This window comes from Streptomyces sp. JK94 (assembly GCF_053613315.1).
The window spans coordinates 168,904-193,818 of the sequence record NZ_JBSICH010000020.1; the positions used below are offsets into that span (position 1 = coordinate 168,904).

Annotated in this window: 23 protein-coding genes and 5 tRNA genes; 11 read left to right on the top strand and 17 right to left on the bottom strand. The window is 71.2% G+C overall.

Going from position 1 to position 24,915, the window contains the following annotated elements; all coding sequences use genetic code 11:
* Positions 1-45 precede the first annotated feature (45 nt).
* Together ACVV2G_RS19945 and ACVV2G_RS19950 are read right to left on the bottom strand one after the other, a co-directional pair.
* On the bottom strand, positions 46-1,056 hold the full coding sequence (locus tag ACVV2G_RS19945) for an NAD(P)H-dependent glycerol-3-phosphate dehydrogenase (protein WP_453844084.1): 1,011 nt from the start codon (positions 1,054-1,056) through the stop codon (positions 46-48).
* Positions 1,053-1,877, bottom strand: a complete 825-nt coding sequence (locus ACVV2G_RS19950; RefSeq protein ID WP_453844085.1) for a lysophospholipid acyltransferase family protein — start codon at positions 1,875-1,877, stop codon at positions 1,053-1,055. Before ACVV2G_RS19950 ends, ACVV2G_RS19945 begins: the two co-directional genes overlap by 4 nt.
* Before the next feature lie 143 nt (positions 1,878-2,020).
* Here ACVV2G_RS19950 and cofC point away from each other — a divergent pair, with 143 nt between their 5' ends.
* Positions 2,021-2,659 carry a 2-phospho-L-lactate guanylyltransferase gene (gene cofC / locus ACVV2G_RS19955; RefSeq protein WP_453844086.1) on the top strand — a complete coding sequence of 213 codons (639 nt, stop codon included), beginning with the start codon at positions 2,021-2,023 and terminating at the stop codon, positions 2,657-2,659.
* Between the two features lie 9 nt (positions 2,660-2,668).
* Positions 2,669-2,872, top strand: coding sequence for a hypothetical protein (locus tag ACVV2G_RS19960; RefSeq protein ID WP_453844087.1), 204 nt, complete (start codon positions 2,669-2,671; stop codon positions 2,870-2,872).
* 152 nt (positions 2,873-3,024) lie between these two features.
* On the opposite strand, the gene ACVV2G_RS19965 is transcribed toward ACVV2G_RS19960, so the two are convergent.
* From ACVV2G_RS19965 to leuC, 4 genes are all read right to left on the bottom strand, one after another.
* Positions 3,025-3,678, bottom strand: coding sequence for an HU family DNA-binding protein (locus tag ACVV2G_RS19965; protein WP_453844089.1), 654 nt, complete (start codon positions 3,676-3,678; stop codon positions 3,025-3,027).
* A 137-nt stretch (positions 3,679-3,815) separates the two neighbouring features.
* Positions 3,816-4,046 (bottom strand): SCO5555 family protein, encoded by a 231-nt coding sequence (locus ACVV2G_RS19970; RefSeq protein WP_453844090.1) that lies wholly within the window; start codon positions 4,044-4,046, stop codon positions 3,816-3,818.
* A 275-nt stretch (positions 4,047-4,321) separates the two neighbouring features.
* A complete protein-coding gene (gene leuD / locus ACVV2G_RS19975) occupies positions 4,322-4,915 on the bottom strand; it encodes a 3-isopropylmalate dehydratase small subunit (RefSeq protein ID WP_453844091.1) in 594 nt (197 codons plus the stop codon).
* A gap of 5 nt (positions 4,916-4,920) precedes the next feature.
* Positions 4,921-6,351, bottom strand: coding sequence for a 3-isopropylmalate dehydratase large subunit (leuC, locus tag ACVV2G_RS19980; RefSeq protein ID WP_453844092.1), 1,431 nt, complete (start codon positions 6,349-6,351; stop codon positions 4,921-4,923).
* Between the two features lie 195 nt (positions 6,352-6,546).
* Between leuC and ndgR the strand changes: the two genes are divergently transcribed.
* A complete protein-coding gene (ndgR, locus tag ACVV2G_RS19985; RefSeq protein WP_031034192.1) occupies positions 6,547-7,263 on the top strand; it encodes an IclR family transcriptional regulator NdgR in 717 nt (238 codons plus the stop codon).
* A 202-nt stretch (positions 7,264-7,465) separates the two neighbouring features.
* On the opposite strand, the gene ACVV2G_RS19990 is transcribed toward ndgR, so the two are convergent.
* The 9 genes from ACVV2G_RS19990 to ACVV2G_RS20030 form a co-directional block, all read right to left on the bottom strand.
* A tRNA-Glu gene (locus ACVV2G_RS19990) sits at positions 7,466-7,538 on the bottom strand.
* A gap of 44 nt (positions 7,539-7,582) precedes the next feature.
* Positions 7,583-7,654, bottom strand: a tRNA-Gln gene (locus tag ACVV2G_RS19995).
* A gap of 20 nt (positions 7,655-7,674) precedes the next feature.
* Positions 7,675-7,747, bottom strand: a tRNA-Glu gene (locus tag ACVV2G_RS20000).
* Positions 7,748-7,809: 62 nt separating this feature from the next.
* Positions 7,810-7,882 (bottom strand) — tRNA-Glu (locus ACVV2G_RS20005).
* 39 nt (positions 7,883-7,921) lie between these two features.
* Positions 7,922-7,993: transfer RNA gene (locus ACVV2G_RS20010), tRNA-Gln, on the bottom strand.
* A gap of 92 nt (positions 7,994-8,085) precedes the next feature.
* Positions 8,086-8,820, bottom strand: a complete 735-nt coding sequence (locus ACVV2G_RS20015) for an HAD family hydrolase (RefSeq protein ID WP_453844093.1) — start codon at positions 8,818-8,820, stop codon at positions 8,086-8,088.
* A 97-nt stretch (positions 8,821-8,917) separates the two neighbouring features.
* Positions 8,918-10,402, bottom strand: a complete 1,485-nt coding sequence (gene gltX, locus ACVV2G_RS20020) for a glutamate--tRNA ligase (protein WP_453844094.1) — start codon at positions 10,400-10,402, stop codon at positions 8,918-8,920.
* Complete coding sequence (locus ACVV2G_RS20025; RefSeq protein ID WP_453844095.1) at positions 10,395-11,180, bottom strand: fumarylacetoacetate hydrolase family protein; 786 nt, start codon at positions 11,178-11,180, stop codon at positions 10,395-10,397. Before ACVV2G_RS20025 ends, gltX begins: the two co-directional genes overlap by 8 nt.
* A 175-nt stretch (positions 11,181-11,355) precedes the next feature.
* Positions 11,356-11,544 carry a hypothetical protein gene (locus tag ACVV2G_RS20030; protein ID WP_453844096.1) on the bottom strand — a complete coding sequence of 63 codons (189 nt, stop codon included), beginning with the start codon at positions 11,542-11,544 and terminating at the stop codon, positions 11,356-11,358.
* A gap of 602 nt (positions 11,545-12,146) precedes the next feature.
* Here ACVV2G_RS20030 and ACVV2G_RS20035 point away from each other — a divergent pair.
* The 8 genes from ACVV2G_RS20035 (at position 12,147) to ACVV2G_RS20070 (ending at position 22,921) form a co-directional block, all read left to right on the top strand.
* Positions 12,147-16,106 carry a sensor histidine kinase gene (locus ACVV2G_RS20035; protein ID WP_453844097.1) on the top strand — a complete coding sequence of 1,320 codons (3,960 nt, stop codon included), beginning with the start codon at positions 12,147-12,149 and terminating at the stop codon, positions 16,104-16,106.
* Positions 16,107-16,115: 9 nt separating this feature from the next.
* On the top strand, positions 16,116-16,529 hold the full coding sequence (locus ACVV2G_RS20040; protein WP_003973453.1) for a roadblock/LC7 domain-containing protein: 414 nt from the start codon (positions 16,116-16,118) through the stop codon (positions 16,527-16,529).
* Between the two features lie 110 nt (positions 16,530-16,639).
* Entirely contained in the window at positions 16,640-17,038 is a 399-nt protein-coding gene (locus ACVV2G_RS20045) for a DUF742 domain-containing protein (RefSeq protein ID WP_453844098.1), read from the top strand.
* A complete protein-coding gene (locus ACVV2G_RS20050; protein WP_453844100.1) occupies positions 17,019-17,594 on the top strand; it encodes a GTP-binding protein in 576 nt (191 codons plus the stop codon). The genes ACVV2G_RS20045 and ACVV2G_RS20050 overlap by 20 nt, the downstream gene beginning before the upstream one ends.
* A 401-nt stretch (positions 17,595-17,995) precedes the next feature.
* Positions 17,996-21,268 (top strand): sensor histidine kinase, encoded by a 3,273-nt coding sequence (locus tag ACVV2G_RS20055; RefSeq protein WP_453844101.1) that lies wholly within the window; start codon positions 17,996-17,998, stop codon positions 21,266-21,268.
* A gap of 10 nt (positions 21,269-21,278) precedes the next feature.
* Entirely contained in the window at positions 21,279-21,692 is a 414-nt protein-coding gene (locus ACVV2G_RS20060) for a roadblock/LC7 domain-containing protein (RefSeq protein ID WP_004983065.1), read from the top strand.
* A gap of 94 nt (positions 21,693-21,786) precedes the next feature.
* Positions 21,787-22,359: a DUF742 domain-containing protein gene (locus ACVV2G_RS20065; RefSeq protein WP_453844102.1), complete on the top strand. Its 573-nt coding sequence runs from the start codon at positions 21,787-21,789 to the stop codon at positions 22,357-22,359.
* Positions 22,340-22,921 carry a GTP-binding protein gene (locus ACVV2G_RS20070; protein ID WP_009314218.1) on the top strand — a complete coding sequence of 194 codons (582 nt, stop codon included), beginning with the start codon at positions 22,340-22,342 and terminating at the stop codon, positions 22,919-22,921. Before ACVV2G_RS20065 ends, ACVV2G_RS20070 begins: the two co-directional genes overlap by 20 nt.
* Positions 22,922-23,085: 164 nt before the next feature.
* Here the strand turns inward: ACVV2G_RS20070 and ACVV2G_RS20075 are convergent, their stop codons facing one another.
* Complete coding sequence (locus ACVV2G_RS20075; RefSeq protein ID WP_453844103.1) at positions 23,086-23,283, bottom strand: acyl-CoA carboxylase subunit epsilon; 198 nt, start codon at positions 23,281-23,283, stop codon at positions 23,086-23,088.
* 17 nt (positions 23,284-23,300) lie between these two features.
* Complete coding sequence (locus ACVV2G_RS20080) at positions 23,301-24,884, bottom strand: acyl-CoA carboxylase subunit beta (RefSeq protein WP_453844104.1); 1,584 nt, start codon at positions 24,882-24,884, stop codon at positions 23,301-23,303.
* Between the last annotated feature and the right edge of the window lie 31 nt (positions 24,885-24,915).

The following is a 24,915-nucleotide window of genomic DNA, read 5'->3' on the forward strand; positions in this document are numbered from 1 at the left end:
CAGCGTCGTTCCGGTTCGGCGCTCAGCGGCGTTCCGGTTTGGCGCTCAGCGGCGTTCCGGTTTGGCGCTGCGCGACATCAGCTCCTTGAGCGCGACCACCGGGGGCTTGCCCTCGTGCACGATGCCGACCACCGTCTCGGTGAGCGGCATGTCGACACCGTGCCTGCGGGCCAGATCCAGCACCGACTCGCAGGACTTGACGCCCTCGGCGGTCTGCCGGGTGACCGCGATCGTCTCCTGGAGGGTCATGCCCTTGCCGAGGTTGGTGCCGAAGGTGTGGTTGCGGGACAGCGGGGAGGAGCAGGTCGCCACCAGGTCGCCGAGACCGGCCAGTCCGGAGAAGGTCAGCGGGTCGGCACCGAGGGCGGCACCGAGGCGCGTGGTCTCGGCGAGGCCGCGCGTGATCAGGGAGCCCTTGGCGTTGTCGCCGAGGCCCATGCCGTCCGCGATGCCGACGGCCAGCCCGATCACGTTCTTCACGGCGCCGCCCAGCTCGCAGCCGACGACGTCGGTGTTGGTGTAGGGGCGGAAGTAGGGCGTGTGGCAGGCGGTCTGGAGGCGCCGGGCGACGGACTCGTCGGGGCAGGCGACCACGGCGGCGGCCGGCATGCGGGCGGCGATCTCCCGGGCCAGGTTGGGTCCGGTGACCACGGCGATGCGTTCGGCGCCGACCTTGGCGACGTCGTCGATCACCTCGCTCATCCGCATCGCGGAGCCGAGCTCGACGCCCTTCATCAGCGAGACCAGGACCGTGCCGGGCGCCAGCAGCGGCGTCCAGTCGGCGAGGTTGGCGCGCAGCGTCTGGGACGGGACCGCGAGGACGGTGAAGTCCGCGCCGTGCGCGGCCTCGGCGGCGTCGGTGGTGGCCCGCAGGCCCGCGGGGAGTTCCACCCCGGGCAGGTAGTCCGGGTTGGTGCGGGTGGAGTTGACGGCGTCGGCGAGTTCGGCGCGGCGCCCCCACAGGGTGACGTCGCACCCCGCGTCGGCGAGGACCATGCCGAAGGCCGTGCCCCACGACCCGGTGCCGAAGACGGCCGCCTTGACGGGGTTGCTCACGTGTTCTGCCCTTCTGCCCGCTGCCCCTGCGTGGGTGCCTGAGCCACCTGTGCCTGTGTCGTCTGCGTCCGCGCCGCCGCCCGGGTCTGGGCCTGCGTGCGGCGCCGCTGCTCGATCCGTTCCCGGCGCGGGTCGTACGGGGTGCCGGGGGCCTTCTCGCCGCGGATCTCCTCCAGCTGGCGGGTGACGGCGGCCATGATGACCTCGGTGGCCTCCTTCAGCACGTCCGCGGTCATCTCCTTGCCGTAGAAACGCGACAGGTCGACCGGCGGTCCCGCCAGTACGCGGTGGGTCTTGCGCGGAAGGAGGTGCGGCTTCCTGGTGTACGGCGGCAGCAGTTCGTTGCAGCCCCACTGGGCGACCGGGATCACCGGGCACCTGGTCTGCAGGGCGACGCGCGCGGCACCGGTCTTGCCGGTCATCGGCCAGCCCTCCGGGTCGCGGGTGAGGGTGCCCTCGGGGTAGAAGGCGACGCACTCGCCGCGCTCCACGGCGTCGATCGCGGCCCGGAAGGCGCTGAGCGCGTCCGTGCTCTCTCGGTAGACGGGGATCTGTCCGGTGCCCCGCATCGCGGCGCCGACGAATCCCTTGCGGAAAAGCCCGCTCTTCGCCAGGAATCGCGGGACGCGCCCGGTGTTGTACTGGTAGTGCGCGTACGCGAAGGGGTCGACGTGCGAATTGTGGTTGACGGCGGTGATGAATCCGCCGTCGGCCGGAATGTTCTCCATTCCCCGCCAGTCCCGCTTGATCAGAACCACCAGCGGAGGTTTGCAGATCACCGCGGCGAAGCGGTACCAGAAGCCGATTCTGCGGCGGGGCACGCTGACACCTTTCCTCCAGGGCCTGGGGCCGGACAAGTGTCGCCCCGGGCCGCCCGTCTGTCGAGAACACCGTACGCCCCGGCGAGTGAACCGCCGGGTCCCCCAGGTGACAATGGCGGCGACGAGAGAAGGACGGAACGCTCGTGCAGTGGACCTTGGTCGTACCCGTGAAGCCCCTCGCCCGGGCCAAGAGCAGGCTGGCGGACACCGCGGACGACGGGGTCCGGCCGGGCCTCGCGCTCGCGTTCGCGCAGGACACGGTGGCGGCTGCGCTGGCCTGCCCGGCGGTGGCGGATGTGGCAGTAGTCACGGACGACGCGCGGGCGGGACGCGAGCTGGCGAAGCTGGGCGCCGGGATCGTCGCGGACGAGCCGGGCGGTGGCCTGAACGCCGCCCTGGCACACGGGGCGGCGTCCGTGCGGGCGGCCCGGCCCAGAAGTCCGGTGGCCGCCCTCAACGCCGATCTCCCCGCACTTCGGCCGGCGGAATTGACGCGGGTACTGGCGGCGGCCACGCAATTCCCGCGCGCTTTTCTCCCGGACGCGGCCGGAATCGGCACGACTCTGCTGGCAGCGGCACCGGGCCGCGCATTGGCCCCCGCTTTCGGCACGGATTCCCGGGCCCGCCACCGCGCGTCCGGCGCGAGGGAACTGCGCCTCGACGCGGTGGATTCCGTACGGCAGGACGTCGACACCGGCGACGACCTGCGTACCGCGCTGGCCCTGGGGGTGGGGCCCCGTACGGCCGCGGTGGCGGCGCGGTTGCTGATCGCCGGGCAGTAGGCTGCGGGCATGCAGGCGACCGCGTACACGTACGACCCCGAGAGCCGCAGCGGGCAGGTGCTGCTGGACGACGGCACGCCCGTGCCCTTCGACGCGGCGGCGTTCGACGCGGGGGGCCTGCGGTTGCTGCGGCCCGGTCAGCGGGTGCGCGTGGAGACCGAGGGCGCGGGCTCCGACCGCCGGATCACGCTGGTGACGCTCCAGACGTTCTGATCGGCCGGTGTCCGCCGGCTCGCCGCCGGGCCCCCGCAGGCTTCACGGTTCGCCCCGGACACGCCGCGGGCCGGACTCCGAGAGGGAGTCCGGCCCGGCGCGTGAGTGCCCGTGTGCCTGTTCGCCTGCCGTCGGCCGCGTGTCGCCGGCTGCTACTTCTTGCGGGCGGTGGCCTTCTTGGCGGTGGTCTTGCGGGCGGTCGACTTCTTGGCGGGGGCCTTCTTGGCCGTCGCCTTCTTCGCGGGGGCGCTCTTGGCCGTGGTCTTCTTCGCCGCCGCCGCGGTGGTCTTGGCGGTGGACTTCTTGGCGGGGGCCTTCTTCGCCGTCGCCGCCGTCCCCGCGGTCTTCGCCGCGGTCGACTTCTTCGCCGCGGCGGTCGTCTTCTTGGCCGCCCCCGTGGCCTTCTTCGCGGCGCCCGTGGCCTTCTTCGCGGCGGCCTTCTTGCCCGCGGCCTTGGAGATGGTGGGCGGCGGGCCGGACAGGCTGCCCTTGGGGGCCTTCTTGACCGCGATGTCGTTCTTCGGGAGCTTCTTGGAGCCGCTCACCAGGTCCTTGAAGCCCTGGCCCGCGCGGAAGCGGGGTACGGAGGTCTTCTTGACCCGAACCCGCTCGCCCGTCTGGGGGTTGCGGGCGTAACGGGCCGGACGGTCGACCTTCTCGAAGGAACCGAAGCCGGTGACCGAGACCCGGTCGCCCGCGACCACTGCACGGACGAGGGCGTCCAGGACCGCGTCGACAGCGTCGGCGGCCTGCTGCCGGCCGCCCAGCTTGTCGGCAATCGCTTCTACGAGCTGCGCCTTGTTCACGTCTTCCCCTTCGGAGACATCGCCAGAACGAATCTGTTCAAGCTTTTTCGCACGTTAGGCAGATATATACCGCAAATCAAACACGAAGCGGGCTAATCACCCTTGTGCCGCAACGGACTCGGGCCGCCCCGGCCCGTTCAGCCTTCCTCTTCGGGCAATCGCCCCTCGTCGAGGTCCGCGACGAACCGCTCCAGGCGCCCTGCCGCACCGGCGAGATCGTGTTTGGCCGCGGCCGTAATGACCAGCAGCTTCCGGGTCAGCGCCATCCGTACGCCCTCCGGGACTTGCAGTGCGCGCACTCTTGTGTGCGCTTCCTTGAGCCGGAACGCGACCGCCGCATAGAGCTCGAGTTGGCCGTCGTGTCCCATGCACAGATTGTGCCATCTGGGGCGAGTTGTCGCCTGCGCAGGGGGCAACTGCAGCCTCGAACGGCCCCTCGGGCACACACGGAAGCCGCGCTTCCATATCCCGCTTACCCCTGCAACCACGCCTCTAACGTGGGAAGTTGACCGGCACGCGCCTCGCTCCCGCCCGCGGCCGGGCCCGCAAACGGCCGTACCCCCGATCGGACCGATCGGGGGTACGGCGGGGGTGTTGGGTGGCTGAAACTCGACCTTGCGGGGCCTCCGTGGAGGCCCCCGGCTCACGCCTGCAGGGTCTGCGGCTTGAACGACGGCCGCTTCGCCTCGTACGCGGCGATCTCCGGTTCGTTCCGGAGGGTGATCGAGATGTCGTCCAGCCCGTTCAGCAGCCGCCAGCGGGAGTTCTCGTCCAGCTCGAAGGAGGCGGTGACGCCCTGGGCGCGGACCTCGCGGGCCTCCAGGTCGACGGTGACCTCGGCCTGCGGGTCGCTCTCCGTCAGCTCCCACAGCGCGTCCACGGTCTTCTGGTCGAGGACCACCGTGAGCAGACCGTTCTTCAGCGAGTTGCCGCGGAAGATGTCGGCGAAGCGGGAGGAGATCACGGCTTTGAAGCCGTAGTTCTGCAGCGCCCAGACGGCGTGCTCACGGGAGGACCCGGTGCCGAAGTCGGGACCGGCGACCAGCACGGTCGCGCCCTGCCGCTCGGGCTGATTGAGGACGAAGGACGCGTCCTTGCGCCAGGCCTCGAACAGCCCGTCCTCGAACCCGTCGCGCGTCACCTTCTTGAGCCAGTGGGCGGGGATGATCTGGTCGGTGTCGACGTTGCTGCGGCGCAGCGGGACGGCCCGGCCGGTGTGCGTGGTGAATGCTTCCATGACTCTCAGACTCCAGCGGGCGTGGGGACGTCGGCGGCGGACAGGTCGGCCGGGGAGGCCAGGTGGCCCAGGACCGCCGTCGCGGCCGCGACCTGCGGCGACACCAGGTGTGTGCGGCCGCCCTTGCCCTGCCGTCCCTCGAAGTTGCGGTTGGAGGTGGACGCGGAGCGCTCGCCGGGGGCCAGCTGGTCCGGGTTCATGCCCAGGCACATGGAGCAGCCCGCGTGCCGCCATTCGGCGCCGGCCTCCTTGAAGACCACGTCCAGGCCCTCGGAGACGGCCTGCAGACCCACCCGCGCGGAGCCGGGGACGACCAGCATCCGTACGCCGTCGGCGACTTTGCGGTCCTTGACGATCTCGGCGGCTGCGCGCAGGTCCTCGATGCGGCCGTTCGTGCACGACCCTACGAAGACGGTGTCCACCTTGATGGTCCGCAGCGGCTGTCCGGCCTCCAACCCCATGTACTCCAGCGCCTTTTCGGCGGCGAAGCGCTCCGAGGCGTCCTCGTACGAAGCCGGGTCGGGGACGGCGGCGGAGAGCGGTGCGCCCTGTCCCGGGTTGGTGCCCCAGGTGACGAACGGCGACAGCTCGGCGGCCTCGATGACGACCTCGGCGTCGAACTCGGCGTCGTCGTCCGTGCGCAGGGTCTTCCAGTACTCGACCGCCGCGTCCCAGTCGGCGCCCTCGGGGGCGTGCGGGCGGCCCCGGAGGTAGGCGAAGGTGGTCTCGTCGGGGGCGATCATGCCCGCGCGGGCGCCGGCCTCGATCGACATGTTGCAGACGGTCATGCGGGCTTCCATCGAGAGCTTCTCGACGGCCTCGCCCCGGTACTCCAGGACGTAGCCCTGACCGCCGCCGGTGCCGATCTTCGCGATGATCGCGAGGATCAGGTCCTTGGCCGTGACGCCGTCGGGCAGCTCACCGTTGACAGTGATCGCCATGGTCTTCGGGCGGGCCATGGGCAGCGTCTGGGTGGCCAGCACGTGCTCGACCTGGGAGGTGCCGATGCCGAAGGCCAGCGCGCCGAACGCGCCGTGCGTGGAGGTGTGCGAGTCGCCGCAGACCACGGTGGTGCCGGGCTGGGTCAGACCCAGCTGCGGGCCGACGACGTGGACGACGCCCTGCTCGACGTCGCCCAGCGGGTGCAGCCGGACGCCGAAGTCCGCGCAGTTCTTGCGCAGCGTCTCCAGCTGGACCCGGGAGACCGGGTCCGCGATGGGCTTGTCGATGTCGAGCGTCGGGGTGTTGTGGTCCTCGGTGGCGATGGTCAGGTCGAGCCGCCGCACCGGGCGGCCGCTCTTGCGGAGGCCGTCGAAGGCCTGCGGGCTGGTCACCTCGTGCAGCAGGTGCAGATCGATGAAGAGGAGGTCGGGCTCGCCCTCGGCGCGCCGGACGACGTGGTCGTCCCAGACCTTCTCCGCGAGTGTCCTACCCATCGCTTTCCCTCCGGCCGGCGACGAGGCGCCGACCCAACTAGAGATCTTGAGGAAGCGGCACCCTCACCCCTGTGTCCGGGCAGCCGCCGCCAGGCCCTTTCGTCACGGGCCGGTGTGACTTCGTGCCATCAAGAGTGGCGGGTTCCACGGAAAATTGAACTTGCGTTTCACAGAGTGAGACGGGAGTATCGTTGCATGGACAACAGTAGCGGCGTCGGCGTTCTGGACAAGGCGGCCCTCGTCCTGAGCGCTCTGGAGTCCGGTCCGGCCACCCTCGCGGGGTTGGTCGCGGCGACCGGACTGGCACGACCCACGGCCCACCGCCTGGCCGTGGCGCTGGAGCACCACCGCATGGTGGCGCGCGACATGCAGGGCCGTTTCATCCTCGGCCCGCGCCTGGCCGAACTGGCCGCGGCGGCCGGTGAGGACCGCCTGCTCGCCACGGCGGGCCCGGTGCTCACCCACCTCCGCGACATCACGGGGGAGAGCGCCCAGCTCTACCGCCGCCAGGGCGACATGCGTATCTGCGTGGCCGCGGCCGAGCGCCTGTCGGGCCTACGGGACACGGTCCCGGTCGGCTCCACGCTCACCATGAAGGCCGGCTCCTCGGCGCAGATCCTCATGGCCTGGGAGGAGCCCGAGCGCCTTCACCGCGGACTGCAGGGCGCCCGCTTCACGGCGACGGCCCTGTCCGGGGTGCGGCGGCGTGGCTGGGCCCAGTCCATCGGCGAGCGGGAGCCGGGCGTGGCGTCCGTCTCCGCGCCCGTGCGCGGCCCCTCCAACCGTGTGGTGGCCGCCGTATCCGTCTCCGGCCCGATCGAGCGCCTGACGCGCCACCCGGGCCGCATGCACGCCCAGGCGATCATCGACGCCGCCGGCCGTCTCTCCGAGGCCCTGCGCCGTACGGGCTGAGCGACCCCCACCCACGACCGGGAACGGGCCGCCCAAACGCCGCGGCAGGCCCTTCCCCCTTCCCAGGTCCTCAGGCCCCCTTCCGCAGCCGTTCCGCAACTGTCGGCGGCCTGCGGAGCGTTGGGACGCGGGGCTGCCGGACGGAACACCGAGCGAACGCCGAAGGGGGCTCCCGCCTGTGCGGGAGCCCCCTTGGGACTCGTACCCCCGACCGGATTCGAACCGGCGCTACCGCCTTGAGAGGGCGGCGTGCTAGGCCGCTACACAACGGGGGCGAGGATCTTGCGGGCGTTCCATACTGCATCGCCGCAGATCCGAGCTGGTCTACCAGGACTCGAACCTAGACTAACTGAACCAGAATCAGTCGTGCTGCCAATTACACCATAGACCAATGTGGTTTAGACCAGTTTGTACCCCCGACCGGATTCGAACCGGCGCTACCGCCTTGAGAGGGCGGCGTGCTAGGCCGCTACACAACGGGGGCCCTAGCGATCCTGCATCGAGGTCAGCGGGAGCTACCCTGACTGTCCTCGCGGGAAGGATCTGTACCCCCGACCGGATTCGAACCGGCGCTACCGCCTTGAGAGGGCGGCGTGCTAGGCCGCTACACAACGGGGGCCTTGCGGATGATCTCCGCGGCGCAGATAAGCTCTGCGAGCTGGCCTACCTGGACTCGAACCAAGACTAACTGAACCAGAATCAGTCGTGCTGCCAATTACACCATAGGCCACTGGAACGCAAGCCCTCGAAGGGATCTTGTTCTAGCGTTGCGCTTCCGGTTCCGGCCTTCTCGGCCCGCTCCCCGGCGGCGCAGGAAGAACATTACCCGAAGGTGGACGGGGCTCCAAAACGAGTACCGGCACCGAGGAGCGCGGGGAGTTCGGACAGGGAGGCGATGCGGCGCGGCCCGACGGGCGGGTCGAGGGTCGCGTACGCGCCGCCGCGGTCGATCCAGACCGAGAGCAGCCCGGCGTCCGCGGCCCCGCGGCCGTCGATCTCCGGGTGGTCGCCGACGTAGGCGACCTCGCGCGGGGCGAGACCGAGGGCGTCGCAGGCGGCCAGGAAGGCGTCGGGCTCGGGCTTGGAGACGCCCAGCTCGGCGGCGCACAGAATGGCCTCGAAGCGGTCGTGGACGCCGAGGACGCGCAGTTTGCGGTCCTGGACGGTCAGGCTGGAGTTGGAGAGCACGGCGTGCCGGTGGCTGGCGGCGAGGGCGTCGAGGACGGGCAGGACGTCGGGGAAGAGGGACCAGGCGGCCTCGTAGTGCGTGACGTAGCGCTGGAACCAGTCGTCGGCCTCGGGGTCCGTCAGCTCCGGCCGGCCCAGGAAGACCCGGGTGCGGTCGCGCCGCTGGGTGACGAAGTCGACCTCTCCGGCCGCGAACCGGGCCCACTGCCGCTCGGTGATCTCCCGCCAGCGCACCAGGGCCTCCTCGGCCGTGCCGTACCCCGCGAGCAGCCCTTCGGCCACCAGGTGGGCGCGCATGCCCTCGCGGTCGGCGGTGGTGTAGTCGAAGAGGGTGTCGTCGACGTCCCAGACCACGGCGCGAATGCTCATGAACCGACCGTAACGCGCGGGCCCGGGGCGTGTCCGGCCGAACGCCGCAGGGGCGGCACCCGGGACCCCGGGTGCCGCCCCTGCACGGACGCGGGCGTCAGGCCGCCGGCCTGGCGAGCGCCGCGTCGATCCGCGCGAGCGCCTTCTCCTTGCCCAGGACCTCCAGGGACTCGAAGAGGGGCAGACCGACGGTGCGGCCGGTGACGGCGACGCGGACGGGGGCCTGGGCCTTGCCGAGCTTGAGGCCGTGGGCCTCGCCGGCGGCCAGGACGGCCTCCTTCAGGGACTCGGGGGACGCCCAGTCGGCCGCGTCCAGCTTCTCCCGGGCGGTGCGCAGCAGGGCGTCCGAGCCCTCCTTCATGGCCTTCGTCCAGCTGGCCTCGTCGAAGACCGGCTCCGGCAGGAACAGGAAGTCGACGTTGTCCGTGATCTCGGAGAGGACCTTCAGGCGGGTCTGCGCGTGCGGTGCGATCGCCTGCCACTTGGCCTCGTCGAAGTCCTCCGGCGCCCAGGGGGCGGCGGGGGCCTGCAGCCACGGGCGGCAGCGCTCGGTGAAGTCCTTCGCGTCGAGCATGCGGATGTGGTCGGCGTTGATCGCCTCGCACTTCTTGAGGTCGAAGCGGGCCGGGTTCGGGTTGACGTCCGCGACGTCGAAGGCCGCGACCATCTCCCCGATCGTGAAGACGTCCTGGTCGGCGGAGAGCGACCAGCCGAGCAGGGAGAGGTAGTTGAGCAGGCCCTCGGGGAGGAAGCCGCGCTCCCGGTAGAGGTTCAGGCTCGACTGCGGGTCGCGCTTGGAAAGCTTCTTGTTGCCCTCCCCCATGACGTACGGCAGGTGGCCGAAGGCCGGGGTCCCCTTGGCCACGCCCAGCTCGGTCAGCGCCTTGTACAGGGCGATCTGGCGCGGGGTGGAGGAGAGCAGGTCCTCGCCGCGCAGGACGTGGGTGATCTCCATCAGCGCGTCGTCGACCGGGTTGACGAGCGTGTAGAGGGGGGCGCCGTTGGCGCGGACGATGCCGTAGTCCGGGACGTTCTCCGGGGTGAAGGTCAGCTCACCGCGGACCAGGTCCGTGAAGGTGATCGTCTCGTCGGGCATCCGGAAGCGGACGATGGGCTCGCGGCCCTGGGCCTTGTACTCCTCGACCCGCGCGTCGCTCAGGTCGCGGCAGTGGCCGTCGTAGCCGGAGGGCCTGCCGGCGGCGCGGGCGGCCTCGCGGCGGGTGTCCAGCTCTTCCTGGGAGCAGTAGCAGCGGTAGGCGTGGCCGGCGTCCAGGAGCCTTTGGGCGACGTCCTTGTAGAGGTCCATGCGCTGCGACTGGCGGTACGGCGCGTGGGGCCCGCCGGTCTCGGGGCCCTCGTCCCAGTCGAAGCCCAGCCAGCGCATCGAGTCCAGGAGCTGCTGGTACGACTCCTCGGAGTCGCGGGCGGCGTCGGTGTCCTCGATGCGGAAGACCAGCGTGCCCTGGTGGTGCCGGGCGAACGCCCAGTTGAACAGGGCGGTGCGCACCAGGCCCACATGGGGGTTGCCGGTGGGCGAGGGGCAGAAACGGACGCGGACTGCTGGGGCGGATGCGCTAGCCACGCTTGACAACCTTGTTGGTGAGAGTGCCGATGCCTTCGATGGTGACGGCGACCTCGTCGCCGACGTTGAGGGGCCCGACGCCGGCCGGGGTTCCCGTGAGGACCACGTCGCCGGGGAGCAGCGTCATGGCCTCGGAGATGTTGACGATCAGGTCCTCGATGGAGTGGATCATCTCGCTGGTGCGGCCGAGCTGGCGCTGGCCGCCGTTGACCGTGAGCTGGATGGTCAGGTCGGCCGCGGCGGCGAGGTCGATGCCCGTCTCCACCCAGGGGCCCAGCGGGCAGGAGGAGTCGAAGCCCTTGGCCCTGGCCCACTGCCTCTCGCGGCGCTGCACGTCGCGGGCGGTGACGTCGTTGGCGCAGGTGTAGCCGAAGATCACGTCCTTGACGCGGTCGCGCGGGACCTCGCGGCACATCCGGCCGATGACGACGGCGAGCTCGGCCTCGTGGTGCAGTTCCTCGGAGAAGGAGGGGTACTGGATGGCGTCGCCGGGGCCGACGACCGAGGTCGACGGCTTGAAGAAGGCGAACGGGGCGTCGGGGACCTCGTTGCCGAGTTCGCGGGCGTGCTCGGCGTAGTTGCGGCCGAAGGCGACGACCTTGTTGGGGAGAACGGGCGGCAGGAGCCGCACCTTGCTCAGCGGCACCTTGGTGCCGGAGAGCTCGAAGTCCCCGAACGGGATGCCCTTGATGATGTCGAGGACGAGCTGGTCCGGCTGGTCGCCCTCGACCGCGCCGAAGGCGACGTTCCCGTCGATGGAGAACCTGGCGATGCGCACGGGTTGCTTGGCCCCTTGCTGAGCTGGCTGGAGTCTGACGCTCCAGGCTAACGCGGCACGGGGCGGGCGCCTCGCGCATGACGTGCCGTCGCCCGCGCGAGGGGGCGGCGGTCCGCGGCGCGGGCGCCCGGGTGGTGGCGGGGCCGGCCGGACCTTTTGACGGCCGACCGGCGTACTACCGTCCGGCGGAGGCCGCGACCGGGAGCTCCATGAGGATCGTGCGCCGGGGGTTGGCGGTCTGGGCGGGGAGCTCGACGGCGTGCTCCGGCTGCTCCGGCGTCCGCAGCTCGTCGGCGTCGGCCAGGTGCGCCAGCGTCGTGCGTCGCGGGTTGGCGATCTTGTGGAACATCATCGTCGTCTTCACGGTTGTACGAGACCCTGTCGTGTCCGGGCGCCCGGGGGCCGCAAGAACCTCTGCGAGGGCGCGGGTTGTCGGTTTCGCTTTCTCTGTAAAGCGTCAGGCTAAACACGCGATTCCCCGGCAACCCGAGCGCCGACCGTGATCCAGGTGTGAGTTTGCTCACTTATCAAGGGTCAAACCGGTCAATTCCGGCCCGCACGCCACCGCGACGAAACGGACATTGCCCGCCTGAAACCATCATTCCGCTCCTGATCATGGCGACTGGGACACCCTTCCGACCTCGGCGACTTGCAGGCATACGCCCCTTTTGGGGGTGATCATTTTCTACGTCCGGTCACTCGGCCCTCACGTGGTGTCACCTAGGTCACGGCCTGGCCCACGGGCCTTGTTGGAGATCCTGCACTGTGCTGGAATTCCACGGACCGCTGCGGAATCGAGCCGGCGCACAGGGGGCGCACACCAGCGCCGAGCGGCGGTGAGAAGGGGGAACCAGCGCCGGTCACTCACGACCGCCACGGGGGCGTAATTCAGGGCGCTCCCATGACGCCGACACCGTGCTCAGCCGTTCACGCGGCCGGGCGCCTGGTCCAGAGGTTGCGACGCTAGTGCAGGGACGTTTCAAGAGGGATGGCAGCGCTTCGGCGGAGCCGGAGCCGCATGGCGGGACTGGCCCCAAGGCCGTCAGCTCCACGCCCCAGCACGCCCAGAACCCGGGCCAGGCCCAGTCCGGCGACGGCGGGGACGGCGCCGGGCGTTCCGGCCAGGCGGCCTCGTCCGCCTCCGGCCAGCAGCCGCCCGCGAAGCCGGCCAAGGGCTCGACCGGCCCCGGCCCGCGCATAGCGCTGCGCAACTGGCGGATCTCGACCCGTCTGGTCTCGCTGCTCGCGCTTCCGGTGGTCGCGGCCACCTCGCTGGGCGCGATGCGCATCAACCAGTCGATGGACGACATCCAGCAGCTCGACAACATGAAGCTGCTGACCGAGATGACCAAGCAGGCCACCGAGCTGGCCGCCGCGCTCCAGGAGGAGCGCGACCAGTCCGCCGGTCCCCTGGCGCACGGCTCGACCGCCAGCGCGCTCGCCGTCAAGGGCGACCGGGAGAAGACCGACCGGGCCCTGAAGAACTTCCTCGACAACTCCGAGGAGATCGACGCCGCCAGCAAGGACGGCAACCTCGTCGGCGTCCGCGACAGCCTCGTCGGCCTCGCGAGCGACCTGAACGGCCTGAACAAGATCCGCAGCACCGCCTACCAGGCCCAGGACAACTCGACCCAGACCGTCGAGTCCTACCACCGCCTGATCACCCACCTGCTCGACCTCTCGCAGGACATGGCGGAGGCGACCAGCAACCCGGACATGATCCAGCGCACGCGCGCGCTGTCGGCCTTCTCCTCGGCCAAGGAGTACGCGTCCATCCAGCGCGCGGTCCTGGCGGCGGCACTGCCCGCGAGCAACACCACCAAGGGCGAGCTGTCCGAGAACGACCGGCTCTACGCCCAGTCGGCGCTGCAGAGCCAGACCTCCGAGATGCGCAGCTTCACGAGCATCTACGGCGACGGCGCCGAGGAGCTGCTCAAGCCGATCTCCGAGGGCAACCCGGTCATCGAGTCGTCCGACCAGTACGCCGGCCGGGCCCTCGGCCAGGTCAACGGCCTGGACGACCTGAAGGTCCGGTCCTACCAGGACTGGCTGGACGACAGCTCCACCAAGATCCAGCAGATGAAGAACATCGAGCTGAAGCTGCTGGAGGACATGGAGCAGCAGGCCCGCGAGCTGCGCAGCGAGTCGGAGCGCGAGGCCATCATCTCCGGTGTGGTCATCCTGCTCGTGCTTGGCGTCTCGCTGGTCGGCGCCTTCGTCGTGGCGCGGTCCATGATCCGCTCGCTGCGCCGCCTGGAGGACACCGCGACGAGGGTCGCCCAGGACCGCCTGCCCGAACTCGTCAGGCAGCTCTCCGAGACCGACCCGCAGGACGTCGACACCTCGGTGGAGTCGGTCGGTGTGCACTCCCGGGACGAGATCGGCCGAGTGGCCTCGGCCTTCGACGAGGTGCACCGCGAGGCGGTCCGCCTCGCCGCGGAGCAGGCCCTGCTGCGGGGCAACGTCAACGCGATGTTCACCAACCTCTCGCGCCGCTCCCAGGGCCTGATCCAGCGCCAGCTGTCGCTCATCTCCGAACTGGAGTCCCGCGAGGCCGACCCGGACCAGCTGTCCTCGCTCTTCAAGCTCGACCACCTCGCGACGCGCATGCGCCGCAACGGTGAGAACCTCCTCGTCCTCGCCGGTGAGGAGCCCGGCCGGCGCTGGACCCGGCCGGTCCCGCTGGTCGACGTGCTCCGTGCCGCCGCCTCCGAGGTGGAGCAGTACGAGCGCATCGAACTCTCCTCCGTGCCGACCACCGAGGTCGCCGGCCGCGTGGTCAACGACCTCGTGCACCTGCTCGCCGAGCTGCTGGAGAACGCGACATCGTTCTCCTCACCGCAGACCAAGGTCAAGGTCACCGGTCACGCGCTGCCGGACGGCCGCGTGCTGATCGAGATCCACGACACCGGCATCGGCCTCTCGCCGGAGGACCTGGCCGCGATCAACGAGCGGCTGGCCTCGCCGCCCACCGTGGACGTCTCCGTCTCCCGCCGCATGGGTCTGTTCGTGGTCGGCCGGCTCTCGCAGCGCCACGGCATCCGCATCCAGCTGCGTCCGTCCGATTCCGGTGGTACGACCGCGCTGGTCATGCTGCCCGTCGACGTCGCCCAGGGCGGGCGCAAGCCGCAGCCCAAGCAGGCGGGTCCCGGCCCCTCGGGCCACGGCGGTCCCGCGGCGGCGCAGGCCGCGGCCGGTGTCGCCGCGGCCCGGCGCGGCGGCCAGGGCGGCGGTGCCTTCGGCGGTGGCGGTGCCCTCGGCGCCGGTGCGCCGAGCGGCGGCCGGCTCGCCGCCGGTCAGGGTCCGCGGGCCGCGCTGCCCGGACGCGACGCGGACGGCCGCCCGGGTGCGCCGGGCGGACCCCAGTCCCCGGCGGGACCCCCCCAGCAGAACCGCCCGGCTCCGGCCGGCACCGGTCAGGCGGCCGGAGCTCCGCAGGGCCTGCAGGCCGCGGGCATGAACGCGCCGCAGGGCAACGCGCCGCAGAGTCAGGACGCCTTCGGCGGTGGACGCGGCCCGTCCGCGCCCCCGCAGCGCGGCAAGCGCCGGGGCAACGGAAACGGCGACTCCGAACAGCGCCGTCGTCCGCAGCTGCCGCCGCGTGGCGGCCCGCGGGCCGAGCTGCCCGGCGGTGATCCGCAGCCCCGCACGCCCAGCTGGAGCGACGAGAACGCGCAGCCGTCCGTGCCGCGTGCCTCGCTGGACGTCCCGCGCGGTCACGAGGAGCCGGACAGCTCCCGTACGGACCGCACCCCGCGCTTCGACGACCGGCAGGGCCCGGGCGCGACCACGGAGATACCGGCGGTCCCCGCGCGCGGCGAGGGGCAGGGCCCCGCGGCCACGGCCGAGTTCGCCCGTCCCGACTTCGACGCCCCGGCCCCGCGCCAGGAGGAGCAGCAGAACCGGGACCCGTTCGCCCAGCCCGCCCGGGACCAGTACGGCCAGGACCAGTACGGCCAGGACCAGTACGACCGGGGCCAGTACGGCCAGGACCAGTACGGTCGGGAGCAGTACGGCCAGGACCCGTACAACCGGGATCAGTACGGCCAGGAGCAGTACGCGCAGGACCAGTACGGACAGGGCGGCGTGGACGCCCCCCGCAACGACGAGTTCGCACAGCCCGAGCCGGCCGCTCCGCAGCAGGGCGGCGGGGCGTTCGTCCGCCCGGACGTCTTCGGCGGGCAGCCCGGCCACGGGGGCCCGAACGACCCGGCCTCGGCCGGCCGGTTCACCGGCGCCCGGGACCAGGACGACGGCTCGACCGGGCAGCACCGTCTGCCGGAGCGGCAGAACCCGGCCCCCACCGGCCAGTTCGAGCGCCCGCAGGTCAACGGCGCGTACGGCGGGAACGACTTCGGCGCCCCGCGGCCGCCGGCCCCGCAGCAGCGTCCCGGCCACCAGGAGCCCGCGGGCGGCCACGCCAACGGCACCGCCCAGCGGCCCGGGGACGGATGGGCCCTGCCCCCGGCCTCCGGCCCCGGTGACGGACGTACGCCGCTGTACGACACGCTGGAGACCAACTGGTTCCACGGCGACCGCGAGGCGAGGGCCCAGCAGGGCGCTCCGGCCGCGGCCCCGGAGCCGGAGGCCGCCCAGCCCCAGACCCCGGCGGCCCCCCAGCGGCCCGCCACCTCCGCCTGGCGCAGCTCGCCGAACGACGACCTCGTCCGGCAGGCCGAGCGCGTCCGGCAGCCGGCCGCGGGCGGGGTCACCACCTCCGGCCTGCCACGCCGGGTCCCCCGGGCCAACCTGGTCCCGGGAACGGCTCAGCAGCAGTCGCACCAGAACGGTCCGCAGGTTTCGCGTGCGCCCGACGAGGTGCGCGGCCGGCTGACCAATCTCCGTCGGGGAATCGCACAGGGCCGTCAGGCCGGTACCAACCAGACCGGCAGTCACCCGCGGCCCACTCACCAGCAGGAGCGTTAGTTGAGCCCGATGAGCCAGGCGGCACAGAACCTCAACTGGTTGATCACGAATTTCGTGGACAACACCCCAGGGGTGTCCCACACCGTCGTCGTGTCCGCCGACGGACTCCTTCTGGCGATGTCGGAGGGCTTCCCGCGCGACCGCGCCGACCAGCTCGCGGCCGTCGCCTCGGGGCTGACCTCGCTGACCGCCGGGGCCTCCCGGATCTTCGAGGGCGGCAACGTGGCACAGACGGTCGTGGAGATGGAACGGGGGTTCCTCTTCCTCATGTCCGTCTCGGACGGCTCGTCCCTGGCCGTCCTCGCCCACCCGGAGTGCGACATCGGCCTCGTCGGCTACGAGATGGCGCTCCTCGTCGACCGTGCGGGTGCGGTGCTCACGCCCGACCTGCGCGCTGAGCTACAAGGCAGTCTGCTCCACTGATCGGCCCCGGCACCACCCGTGTTACCACATCACCGTCCGGCCGCCACAATCCCCCCACCGGCCTCTTCAGACGGCACGACTGACCGACCTGCTGTTCGCCCGGAGGACTCATGACCCCGCCCAACGCCTCTCATGATCCGTACGCGGAGCCGTACGAGGACGAGGGCGACCAGCCGCTGGTTCGTCCGTACGCGATGACCGGCGGCCGGACGAGGCCGCGCTACCAGCTCGCCATCGAGGCGCTGATCAGCACCACGGCCGACCCCGCAGCGCTCACGGGGCTGCTCCCCGAGCACCAGCGCATCTGCCACCTGTGCCGCGAGGTGAAATCGGTGGCCGAGGTGTCGGCCCTGCTGGCGATGCCGCTGGGCGTGGCCCGGATCCTGGTCGCGGACCTCGCGGAGGCCGGACTCGTCGCCATTCACCAGCCGGGCGGCGATGAGAACAACGGCGGTGCACCGGACGTGACACTGCTCGAAAGGGTGCTCAGTGGACTTCGCAAGCTCTGACGGAGGCCGGGCGACCACCTCCGCGAAGATCGTGGTGGCCGGCGGCTTCGGTGTCGGCAAGACCACGTTCGTGGGCGCCGTCTCCGAGATCAACCCGCTGCGCACCGAGGCCGTGATGACCTCCGCCAGCGCGGGGATCGACGACCTCACGCACACCGGGGACAAGACGACCACGACGGTCGCCATGGACTTCGGACGCATCACACTCGACCAGGACCTGATCCTGTACCTGTTCGGCACTCCCGGCCAGGACCGTTTCTGGTTCATGTGGGACGACCTGGTGCGCGGCGCCATCGGCGCGGTCGTGCTGTGCGACACCCGCCGGCTGGCCGACTGCTTCCCCGCGGTGGACTACTTCGAGAACAGCGGACTGCCGTTCGTCGTCGCGCTCAACGGCTTCGACGGCCAGCAGCCGTACAACCCGGACGAGGTCCGCGAGGCGCTGCAGATCGGGCCGGACACCCCGATCATCACCACCGACGCCCGGCACCGCGCCGACGCGAAGAGTGCCCTGATCACGCTGGTCGAGCACGCGCTCATGGCACGGCTGCGGTAGGCCGGCGACGGTCGCGATCAAGTCCGTAAGGCCCTACGGCAGTTGCCGTAGGCGGGCCGGAGCCGACTGTGTCCTTTGACACGGTCGGCTCCGGGGTTCATAACGTTTCGGCAGAGGTATCGGGTGGTACGGCCACGCGTCGCGCACGTCCCGTCTCGCTGTGCTCACGAAGGGCCCGCCTTTTGGCGCCCCTCGCTCTGTATGACCGTTTTATCTGGGGTTTACATCACGTGTAACCCCCGCGTTCCCATGTTTGGAAGAGCCGAGGCCCGCGTGCTGGAATGCCAGGACTGCCCCCTGGTCAAAGACGTACTCAGCAGTAGCACGTACTCGATGACGAACGGGGCTCTGATTCACAGCGGCACGACGTAGGTGCCGACCGCCGAGAGGTTGTTGGTCGAGTGAGGCGAAGCAAGAACAGTCCCGAGCCATCGGCCCGGGGCAACTTCACCCCGCCGCGCACAGCGGCGGCCGCCCCCGTGCCCGCTCCGGAACCCCAGGCCGAGCCCGCCGGCGGCGGCCGTTTCTCCCCGCGCAACTGGCGGGTGACCACCCGGCTGAACGCGATCCTGCTCATACCCGTGCTGGTCGGCCTCGTCATGGGCGGCTTCCAGGTGAAGGGCTCGATCGACACCTGGCAGGACGCGGAGGACGCCGAGAGCACCGCGCGCCTGGTGCGGGCCTCGCTGAACTACGCCGACGCCCTCTACGACGAACGCGACCTCACGGCCGCCCCCCTGCTGCAGGGCAAGGGGCAGAAGGACACCGACGTCACCCGGGCCCGCCGGGCGACCGACCAGGCGGCCGACGCCTTCGACGAGGCGGCCCGGGGCATGCCCGGCAAGGCCGGCCTGGAGCGCCGGCTGAAGGTGTTCCGCGAGCAGGAGCCCAAGCTCCAGACGCTGCGCGCGGCCGCCTACACCTCCAAGCTCAAGGGTGTGGAGACCGAGGAGGGCTATACCGGGATCGCCCACCCCCTGATGGAGTTCGCCAACGAGCTGGGCCTGGGCACCGGCAACGTCACCTCCTACGGCCGTACGGTCTACGCGATCTCGCTGACCAAGGCGGCGCTCTCCCTGGAGCGCTCCATCGGCATGCACATGCTGATCAAGCCGGGTCCGGAGCCCAGCCACCTCGCCAGCCAGCGCGTGGCGCTCTCGTCGTACGCCTACCTGGAGCGCATCGCCGTCGAGGAGTACATCGGCGGCGGCACCGAAGCGGACGCGCAGAAGCTCGAGGAGGCCGAGGCGCAGCTCAAGGAGGACGGGGCGGCCCTGGCCAAGGAGGCCAAGGCCGAGGACCCGGACTACGTGCCGCCGCCGGCCAACCCGACCACGATGGTCTCGGAGCTTGCCCGGCTGGACTCCACCGACACCGCCGCGCGGGCCGACCTGGCCGAGCAGGGCATCACGCCGGACAACTGGTGGGCGGTCAACACCCTGAAGTTCGACGCGTACGGCACGATCGAGTCCGACCTCGCCGACAGGGCGGTCTCCGAGGCCTCGGGCATCGCCGACGACGCCGAGCGGGACGCCTACATCACCGGCGCCGCGGTCGTGATCGCGCTGCTCGCCGCGTTCATCCTGGCCGGCATGGTGGCCCGCCAGATGAGCCGTTCCATGCGTCAGCTGCGCAACGCCGCCTTCGGCATCGCCGAGCAGCGGCTGCCGATGCTGGTCGACCAGCTCTCCCGCACCGACCCCGGCCGGGTCGACACCCGGGTCCAGCCGATTCCGATCGCCTCGACCGACGAGATCGGCGAAGTCGCCCGCGCCTTCGATCAGGTGCACCGCGAGGCCGTCCGGCTCGCCTCCGAGCAGGCCCTGCTGCGGGGCAACATCAACGCGATCTTCACCAACCTCTCGCGCCGCAACCAGTCGCTGATCGAGGGCCAGCTGACCCTGATCACCGAACTGGAGAACAACGAGGCCGACCCCGACCAGCTGGAGCACCTGTTCCGGCTGGACCACCTGGCCACCCGCATGCGCCGCAACGGCGAGAACCTCCTGGTCCTCTCCGGTGAGGAGCCCGGCCGCCGCTGGGACCAGCCGGTCCCGCTGGTCGACGTGCTGCGCGCCGCCTCCTCCGAGGTGGAGCAGTACGAGCGCATCGAGCTGTCCGGCGTGCCGGAGGCCGAGATCCACGGCCGCGCCGTGACCGACCTCGTGCACCTGCTCGCCGAGCTGCTGGAGAACGCCACCACGTTCTCCTCCCCGCAGACCAAGGTCCGCGTCACCGCGACCCGGCTGCCCGACGGCCGCGTGATGGTCGAGATCCACGACAAGGGCATCGGCCTGACCGCCGAGGACTTCGCCGACATCAACCACAAGCTGGCCAACCCGCCGACCGTGGACGCCGCGATCTCCCAGCGCATGGGCCTGTTCGTGGTCGGCCGCCTGTCCGACCGGCACGGCATCCGGGTGCAGCTGCGTCCCTCCGGCGAGCAGGCGGGCACCACCTCGCTGGTCATGCTCCCCGACGCCATCACCCACGGTGGCGGCGGCGAGCAGCAGCCGCGCGACGAGTTCACCGTCTCGCAGATCATCCCGGAGCAGCACTACCAGGGCGAGAGCTTCGGCCAGGTCGGCCAGCCGATGCGGACCGCCGCCGAGCTGGGCTTCGACGACAGCCGGTACGCCGAGATCCCCGACGACATCCGCGAGCTCGACCCGGTCGGCCGCTCGCTGATGCGCGAGGAGCGCCGCGCGGCCCTGGAGACCCAGGGGCACCCCGAGCTGCCCGGCCCGGCGGAGCACGGCGGCCGCGAGGAGGACGGTGCTCCCGGCTACCCGGACCAGTTCACCGGGCAGCAGCCGGTCTACGGCCAGGGCCAGGGCGGCTACCAGGAGCAGCCGAGCGACGGGTACGACCAGCCGTCGGCCTACGCCGACCAGCAGCAGACGGCGTACCGGGAGCCGCAGCAGCAGTCGTACGACGAGCAGTACTACGCGTCGAACGGCGGGGTGCCGCAGGGTGAGGGCTACTCGGCCGGCGGCGACTTCGCGGCCCCCTCCTACGGGGAGCCGGTCCAGAACGGGCACCAGCCGGCGGGGGCCGGCGCCCAGGAGACCTACTCGCCCTTCGAACAGCGGCGCTACCAGGACGACTGGCCTCAGCAGGACGGTCAGCAGAACGGCTATCCGGACCAGTACCCCACGGGTGCCCCGGAGGCGGAATCCGCGCAGGCCGCTGACGTGACCGAGGCGGACCGCGTAGGCTTCGACCGTCCGGGGCCGGCGTCCTCCGCCGCCCACGAGATGACCGACGCCGGTCTCCCCCGCCGCGGATCCACCGCGAGCGGCGCGGGCAAGGCGGGTCACGTGGAGCACGAGGCACCGGCCGCCACGCCGGGGGCCGGTGGCGAGGACAGCTGGCGGTCCGCCAACGACGACCGCTGGCAGCAGGCCTCAGCGCTGCGCAAGCCCAAGGCGGGCGGGGTGACCTCCTCGGGTCTGCCGCGGCGGGTGCCCAAGGCCAACCTGGTCGAGGGCGCCGCCGAAACCACTCCCCAGGGAGGCCCCCAGGTCTCCCGCGCCCCGGAGGACGTCCGGGGCAGGCTGAGCAACCTGCGGCGCGGCGTCGAACGGGGCCGCAGCGCAGGCAGTGAAACGAACGGCCAGGACACGAGGAACGAACACCGTGGTCCTGACAGCACCTACAACCAGGAGCGTTAGTGTGAGCCCGATGAGCCAGGCGGCACAGAACCTGAACTGGTTGATCACCAACTTCGTGGACAACACCCCGGGGGTGTCCCACACGGTGGTGGTCTCCGCCGACGGACTCCTTCTGGCGATGTCCGAGGGGTTCCCGCGTGATCGCGCCGACCAGCTCGCGGCCGTCGCCTCCGGTCTGACCTCGCTGACCGCCGGCGCCTCGCGCATCTTCGAGGGCGGCAGCGTGAACCAGACGGTTGTGGAGATGGAGCGGGGGTTCCTCTTCATCATGTCCATCTCCGACGGTTCGTCCCTCGCCGTTCTCGCACACCCGGAGGCGGACATCGGTCTCATCGGGTACGAGATGGCCCTTCTGGTGGACCGTGCAGGCACGGTCCTGACGCCCGATCTGCGGGCGGAGCTCCAGGGGAGCCTTCTCAACTGAAGGACAGACGGTGCGTTTTGGCGTCCCGTGGCCGTAAGGTTTCGGGACGCGGCTCCACAGTGATGGATGCCCGGCACAGTCGGAGGAGGAAAAAGTGGCGACACCCCCAGGCGGTCCGTCTTCGGGCAACTGGTCGTACGGCCCTGGCCAGGGCCGGAACGACGGCTCGGCGAACGGATACGGCTACCCCTCCGTACCGAGCCACCGGCAGCCGTACCCGCCGCAGGGCCCCGGCCCTTCGCCGTACGACCAGCCGCACACTCCGCGCATCCAGCCCGTGCAGCCCCAGCGCCGCACCCCTGAGCCGGCGCCCGAAGGGGCGTCGAACAGCCCCCTGGTGCGCCCGTACGCCATGACGGGCGGCCGCACCAGGCCCCGGTACCAGCTCGCCATCGAGGCGCTGGTGCACACCACCGCGCAGCCGCACCAGATGCAGGGCCAGCTGCCCGAGCATCAGCGGATCTGCAACCTCTGCCGGGAGATCAAGTCGGTGGCCGAAATCTCGGCCCTCCTCGCGATCCCTCTCGGTGTGGCCAGGATCCTCGTCGCCGACTTGGCGGAGGCGGGACTGGTCGCCATCCATCAGCCCGGCGGCGACGAGAGCGCCGGCGGCCAGCCAGACGTGACACTGCTCGAAAGGGTGCTCAGTGGACTTCGCAAGCTCTAGCGGAGGGCCTTCCCGCTCCACCACTTCCGCGAAGATCGTGGTGGCGGGCGGATTCGGCGTGGGCAAGACGACGTTCGTCGGCGCCGTCTCGGAGATCAATCCGCTGCGCACCGAGGCCGTGATGACGTCCGCGTCCGCGGGCATCGACGACCTCACCCACACGGGGGACAAGACGACCACGACGGTCGCCATGGACTTCGGACGCATCACGCTCGACCAGGACCTGATCCTGTACCTCTTCGGTACGCCCGGCCAGGACCGTTTCTGGTTCATGTGGGACGACCTGGTGCGCGGTGCGATCGGCGCGATCGTGCTGGTCGACACGAGGCGGCTGGCCGACTGCTTCCCCGCCGTCGACTACTTCGAGAACTCGGGCCTGCCGTTCGTCATCGCCCTGAACGGCTTCGACGGCCAGCAGCCGTACAACCCGGACGAGGTCCGCGAGGCGCTGCAGATCGGGCCGGACACGCCCATCATCACGACCGACGCGCGGCACCGCGCCGACGCCAAGTCCGCGCTGATCACGCTGGTCGAGCACGCGCTCATGGCGCGGCTGCGCTAGCCGGCGCTCCGCCGGCCCCCGGGCCCGTGGCCGGGTGCGGGGGGACCCGTGCCTGGCCACGGTCCCCCGCGCGCCGGTCGCCCGGCCCGGCGTCGGGCGGTGGCGCTCCGTACCTGCGAAGAGGCCCCCTCCTGCGTGGAGGGGGCCTCTTCGTGGGGGCGGGGTCAGCGCCAGCTGTGGGGCGCGCGGAAGCCCGGCTCGCGTTCCAGGCGGCGCCAGCCGGCGCGGACGCGGCCGCCGCCGTGGGCCGGGGCGATCTCGGCGGGGCGGACGGCGGCGCGGGCCAGGAGGAGGGCCGTGATGGCGGCGACCTCCTCGGGCTCGGCGTGGCCCTTCTCGACGCGGATGTCGGCAGGGGACATGGGGGTGGCTCCTCGGGTCACTGCGGCGGGTTGCCGTGCTTGCGGGAGGGCAGGTCGGCGTGCTTGGTGTGGAGCATCGCCAGGGACCTGACCAGCACCTCGCGGGTCTCGGCGGGGTCGATGACGTCGTCGACCAGGCCGCGCTCGGCCGCGTAGTAGGGGTGCATCAGCTCGGCCTTGTACTCCTTGACCATGCGGGCCCGCATGGCCTCGGGGTCCTCGGCCTCGGCGATCTGACGGCGGAAGATGACATTGGCGGCGCCCTCGGCGCCCATCACGGCGATCTCGTTGGTCGGCCAGGCGTAGGTGAGGTCCGCGCCGATGGACTGGCTGTCCATGACGATGTAAGCACCCCCGTACGCCTTGCGCAGGATGAGCGAGATGCGGGGCACGGTCGCGTTGCAGTACGCGTACAGGAGCTTGGCGCCGTGGCGGATGATGCCGCCGTGTTCCTGGTCGACGCCCGGGAGGAATCCGGGAACGTCCAAAAGGGTGATGATCGGGATGTTGAAGGCGTCGCACATCTGCACGAAGCGGGCGGCCTTCTCGCTGGCCTCGATGTCCAGGACGCCGGCCAGCGCCTGCGGCTGGTTGGCGACGATGCCCACGACCTGGCCGTCCAGCCGGGCCAGGGCGCAGATGATGTTGCGCGCCCAGCGCTCGTGGACCTCCAGGTACTCGCCGTCGTCGACGATCTCCTCGATGACCTTGGCCATGTCGTAGGGGCGGTTGCCGTCCGCCGGGACCAGGTCGAGGAGGGTGTCGCCACGTCGGTCGGCCGGGTCGGACGACTCGGCGCGCGGCGGGTTCTCCCGGTTGTTCTGCGGGAGCAGCGACAGCAGGTAGCGGACCTCCGCCAGGCAGGTCTCCTCGTCGTCGTAGGCGAAGTGCGCCACCCCGGAGGTCTCGGCGTGCACGTCCGCGCCGCCGAGCCCGTTCTGGGTGATCTCCTCGCCGGTGACGGCCTTGACCACGTCGGGGCCGGTGATGAACATCTGCGAGGTGTCGCGGACCATGAACACGAAGTCCGTCAGCGCCGGACTGTAGGCCGCACCGCCCGCGCACGGGCCGAGCATCACACTGATCTGCGGGATGACCCCCGACGCCCTGGTGTTGCGCTGGAAGATACCGCCGTAACCGGCCAGGGCACTCACGCCCTCCTGGATCCGGGCGCCGGCCCCGTCGTTCAGCGACACCAGCGGCGCACCCGCCGCGATCGCCATGTCCATGATCTTGTGGATCTTCGTCGCGTGGGCCTCGCCCAGCGCACCGCCGAAGATCCGGAAGTCGTGCGCGTAGACGAAGACCGTGCGCCCCTCCACCGTGCCCCAGCCGGTGACCACACCGTCGGTGTACGGCTTCTTCGCCTCCAGGCCGAACCCGGTCGCCCGGTGCCGGCGCAGCTGCTCGACCTCGTGGAAGGAACCCGGGTCCAGGAGCAGGTCGATGCGCTCGCGTGCGGTCAGCTTGCCCTTGGCGTGCTGCGCCGCCGTCGCCTTCTCGCTCGGCCCGGCCAGCGCCTGCGCACGGATCTCGTGCAGTTCGGCCACTCGCCCGCGCGCGTCCGTCGGCTCACCCGGCGCCTCATCCAAAACGGTCATGTAGCGACTCTACGAAGTCGACCAAGGAATG

Coding starts and splice junctions, on each gene's coding strand:
- ACVV2G_RS20015 (WP_453844093.1), bottom strand. CDS start 8,820: ATGAGCATTCGCGCCGTGGTCTGGGACGTCGACGACACCCTCTTCGAC.
- ndgR (WP_031034192.1), top strand. CDS start 6,547: ATGGACAACAGTAGCGGCGTCGGCGTTCTGGACAAGGCGGCCCTCGTC.
- ACVV2G_RS20075 (WP_453844103.1), bottom strand. CDS start 23,283: ATGTCCCCTGCCGACATCCGCGTCGAGAAGGGCCACGCCGAGCCCGAG.
- leuD (WP_453844091.1), bottom strand. CDS start 4,915: ATGGAAGCATTCACCACGCACACCGGCCGGGCCGTCCCGCTGCGCCGC.
- ACVV2G_RS20060 (WP_004983065.1), top strand. CDS start 21,279: ATGAGCCAGGCGGCACAGAACCTGAACTGGTTGATCACCAACTTCGTG.
- ACVV2G_RS19960 (WP_453844087.1), top strand. CDS start 2,669: ATGCAGGCGACCGCGTACACGTACGACCCCGAGAGCCGCAGCGGGCAG.
- ACVV2G_RS19970 (WP_453844090.1), bottom strand. CDS start 4,046: ATGGGACACGACGGCCAACTCGAGCTCTATGCGGCGGTCGCGTTCCGG.
- leuC (WP_453844092.1), bottom strand. CDS start 6,351: ATGGGTAGGACACTCGCGGAGAAGGTCTGGGACGACCACGTCGTCCGG.
- ACVV2G_RS20080 (WP_453844104.1), bottom strand. CDS start 24,884: ATGACCGTTTTGGATGAGGCGCCGGGTGAGCCGACGGACGCGCGCGGG.
- ACVV2G_RS20045 (WP_453844098.1), top strand. CDS start 16,640: ATGACCCCGCCCAACGCCTCTCATGATCCGTACGCGGAGCCGTACGAG.
- ACVV2G_RS20040 (WP_003973453.1), top strand. CDS start 16,116: ATGAGCCAGGCGGCACAGAACCTCAACTGGTTGATCACGAATTTCGTG.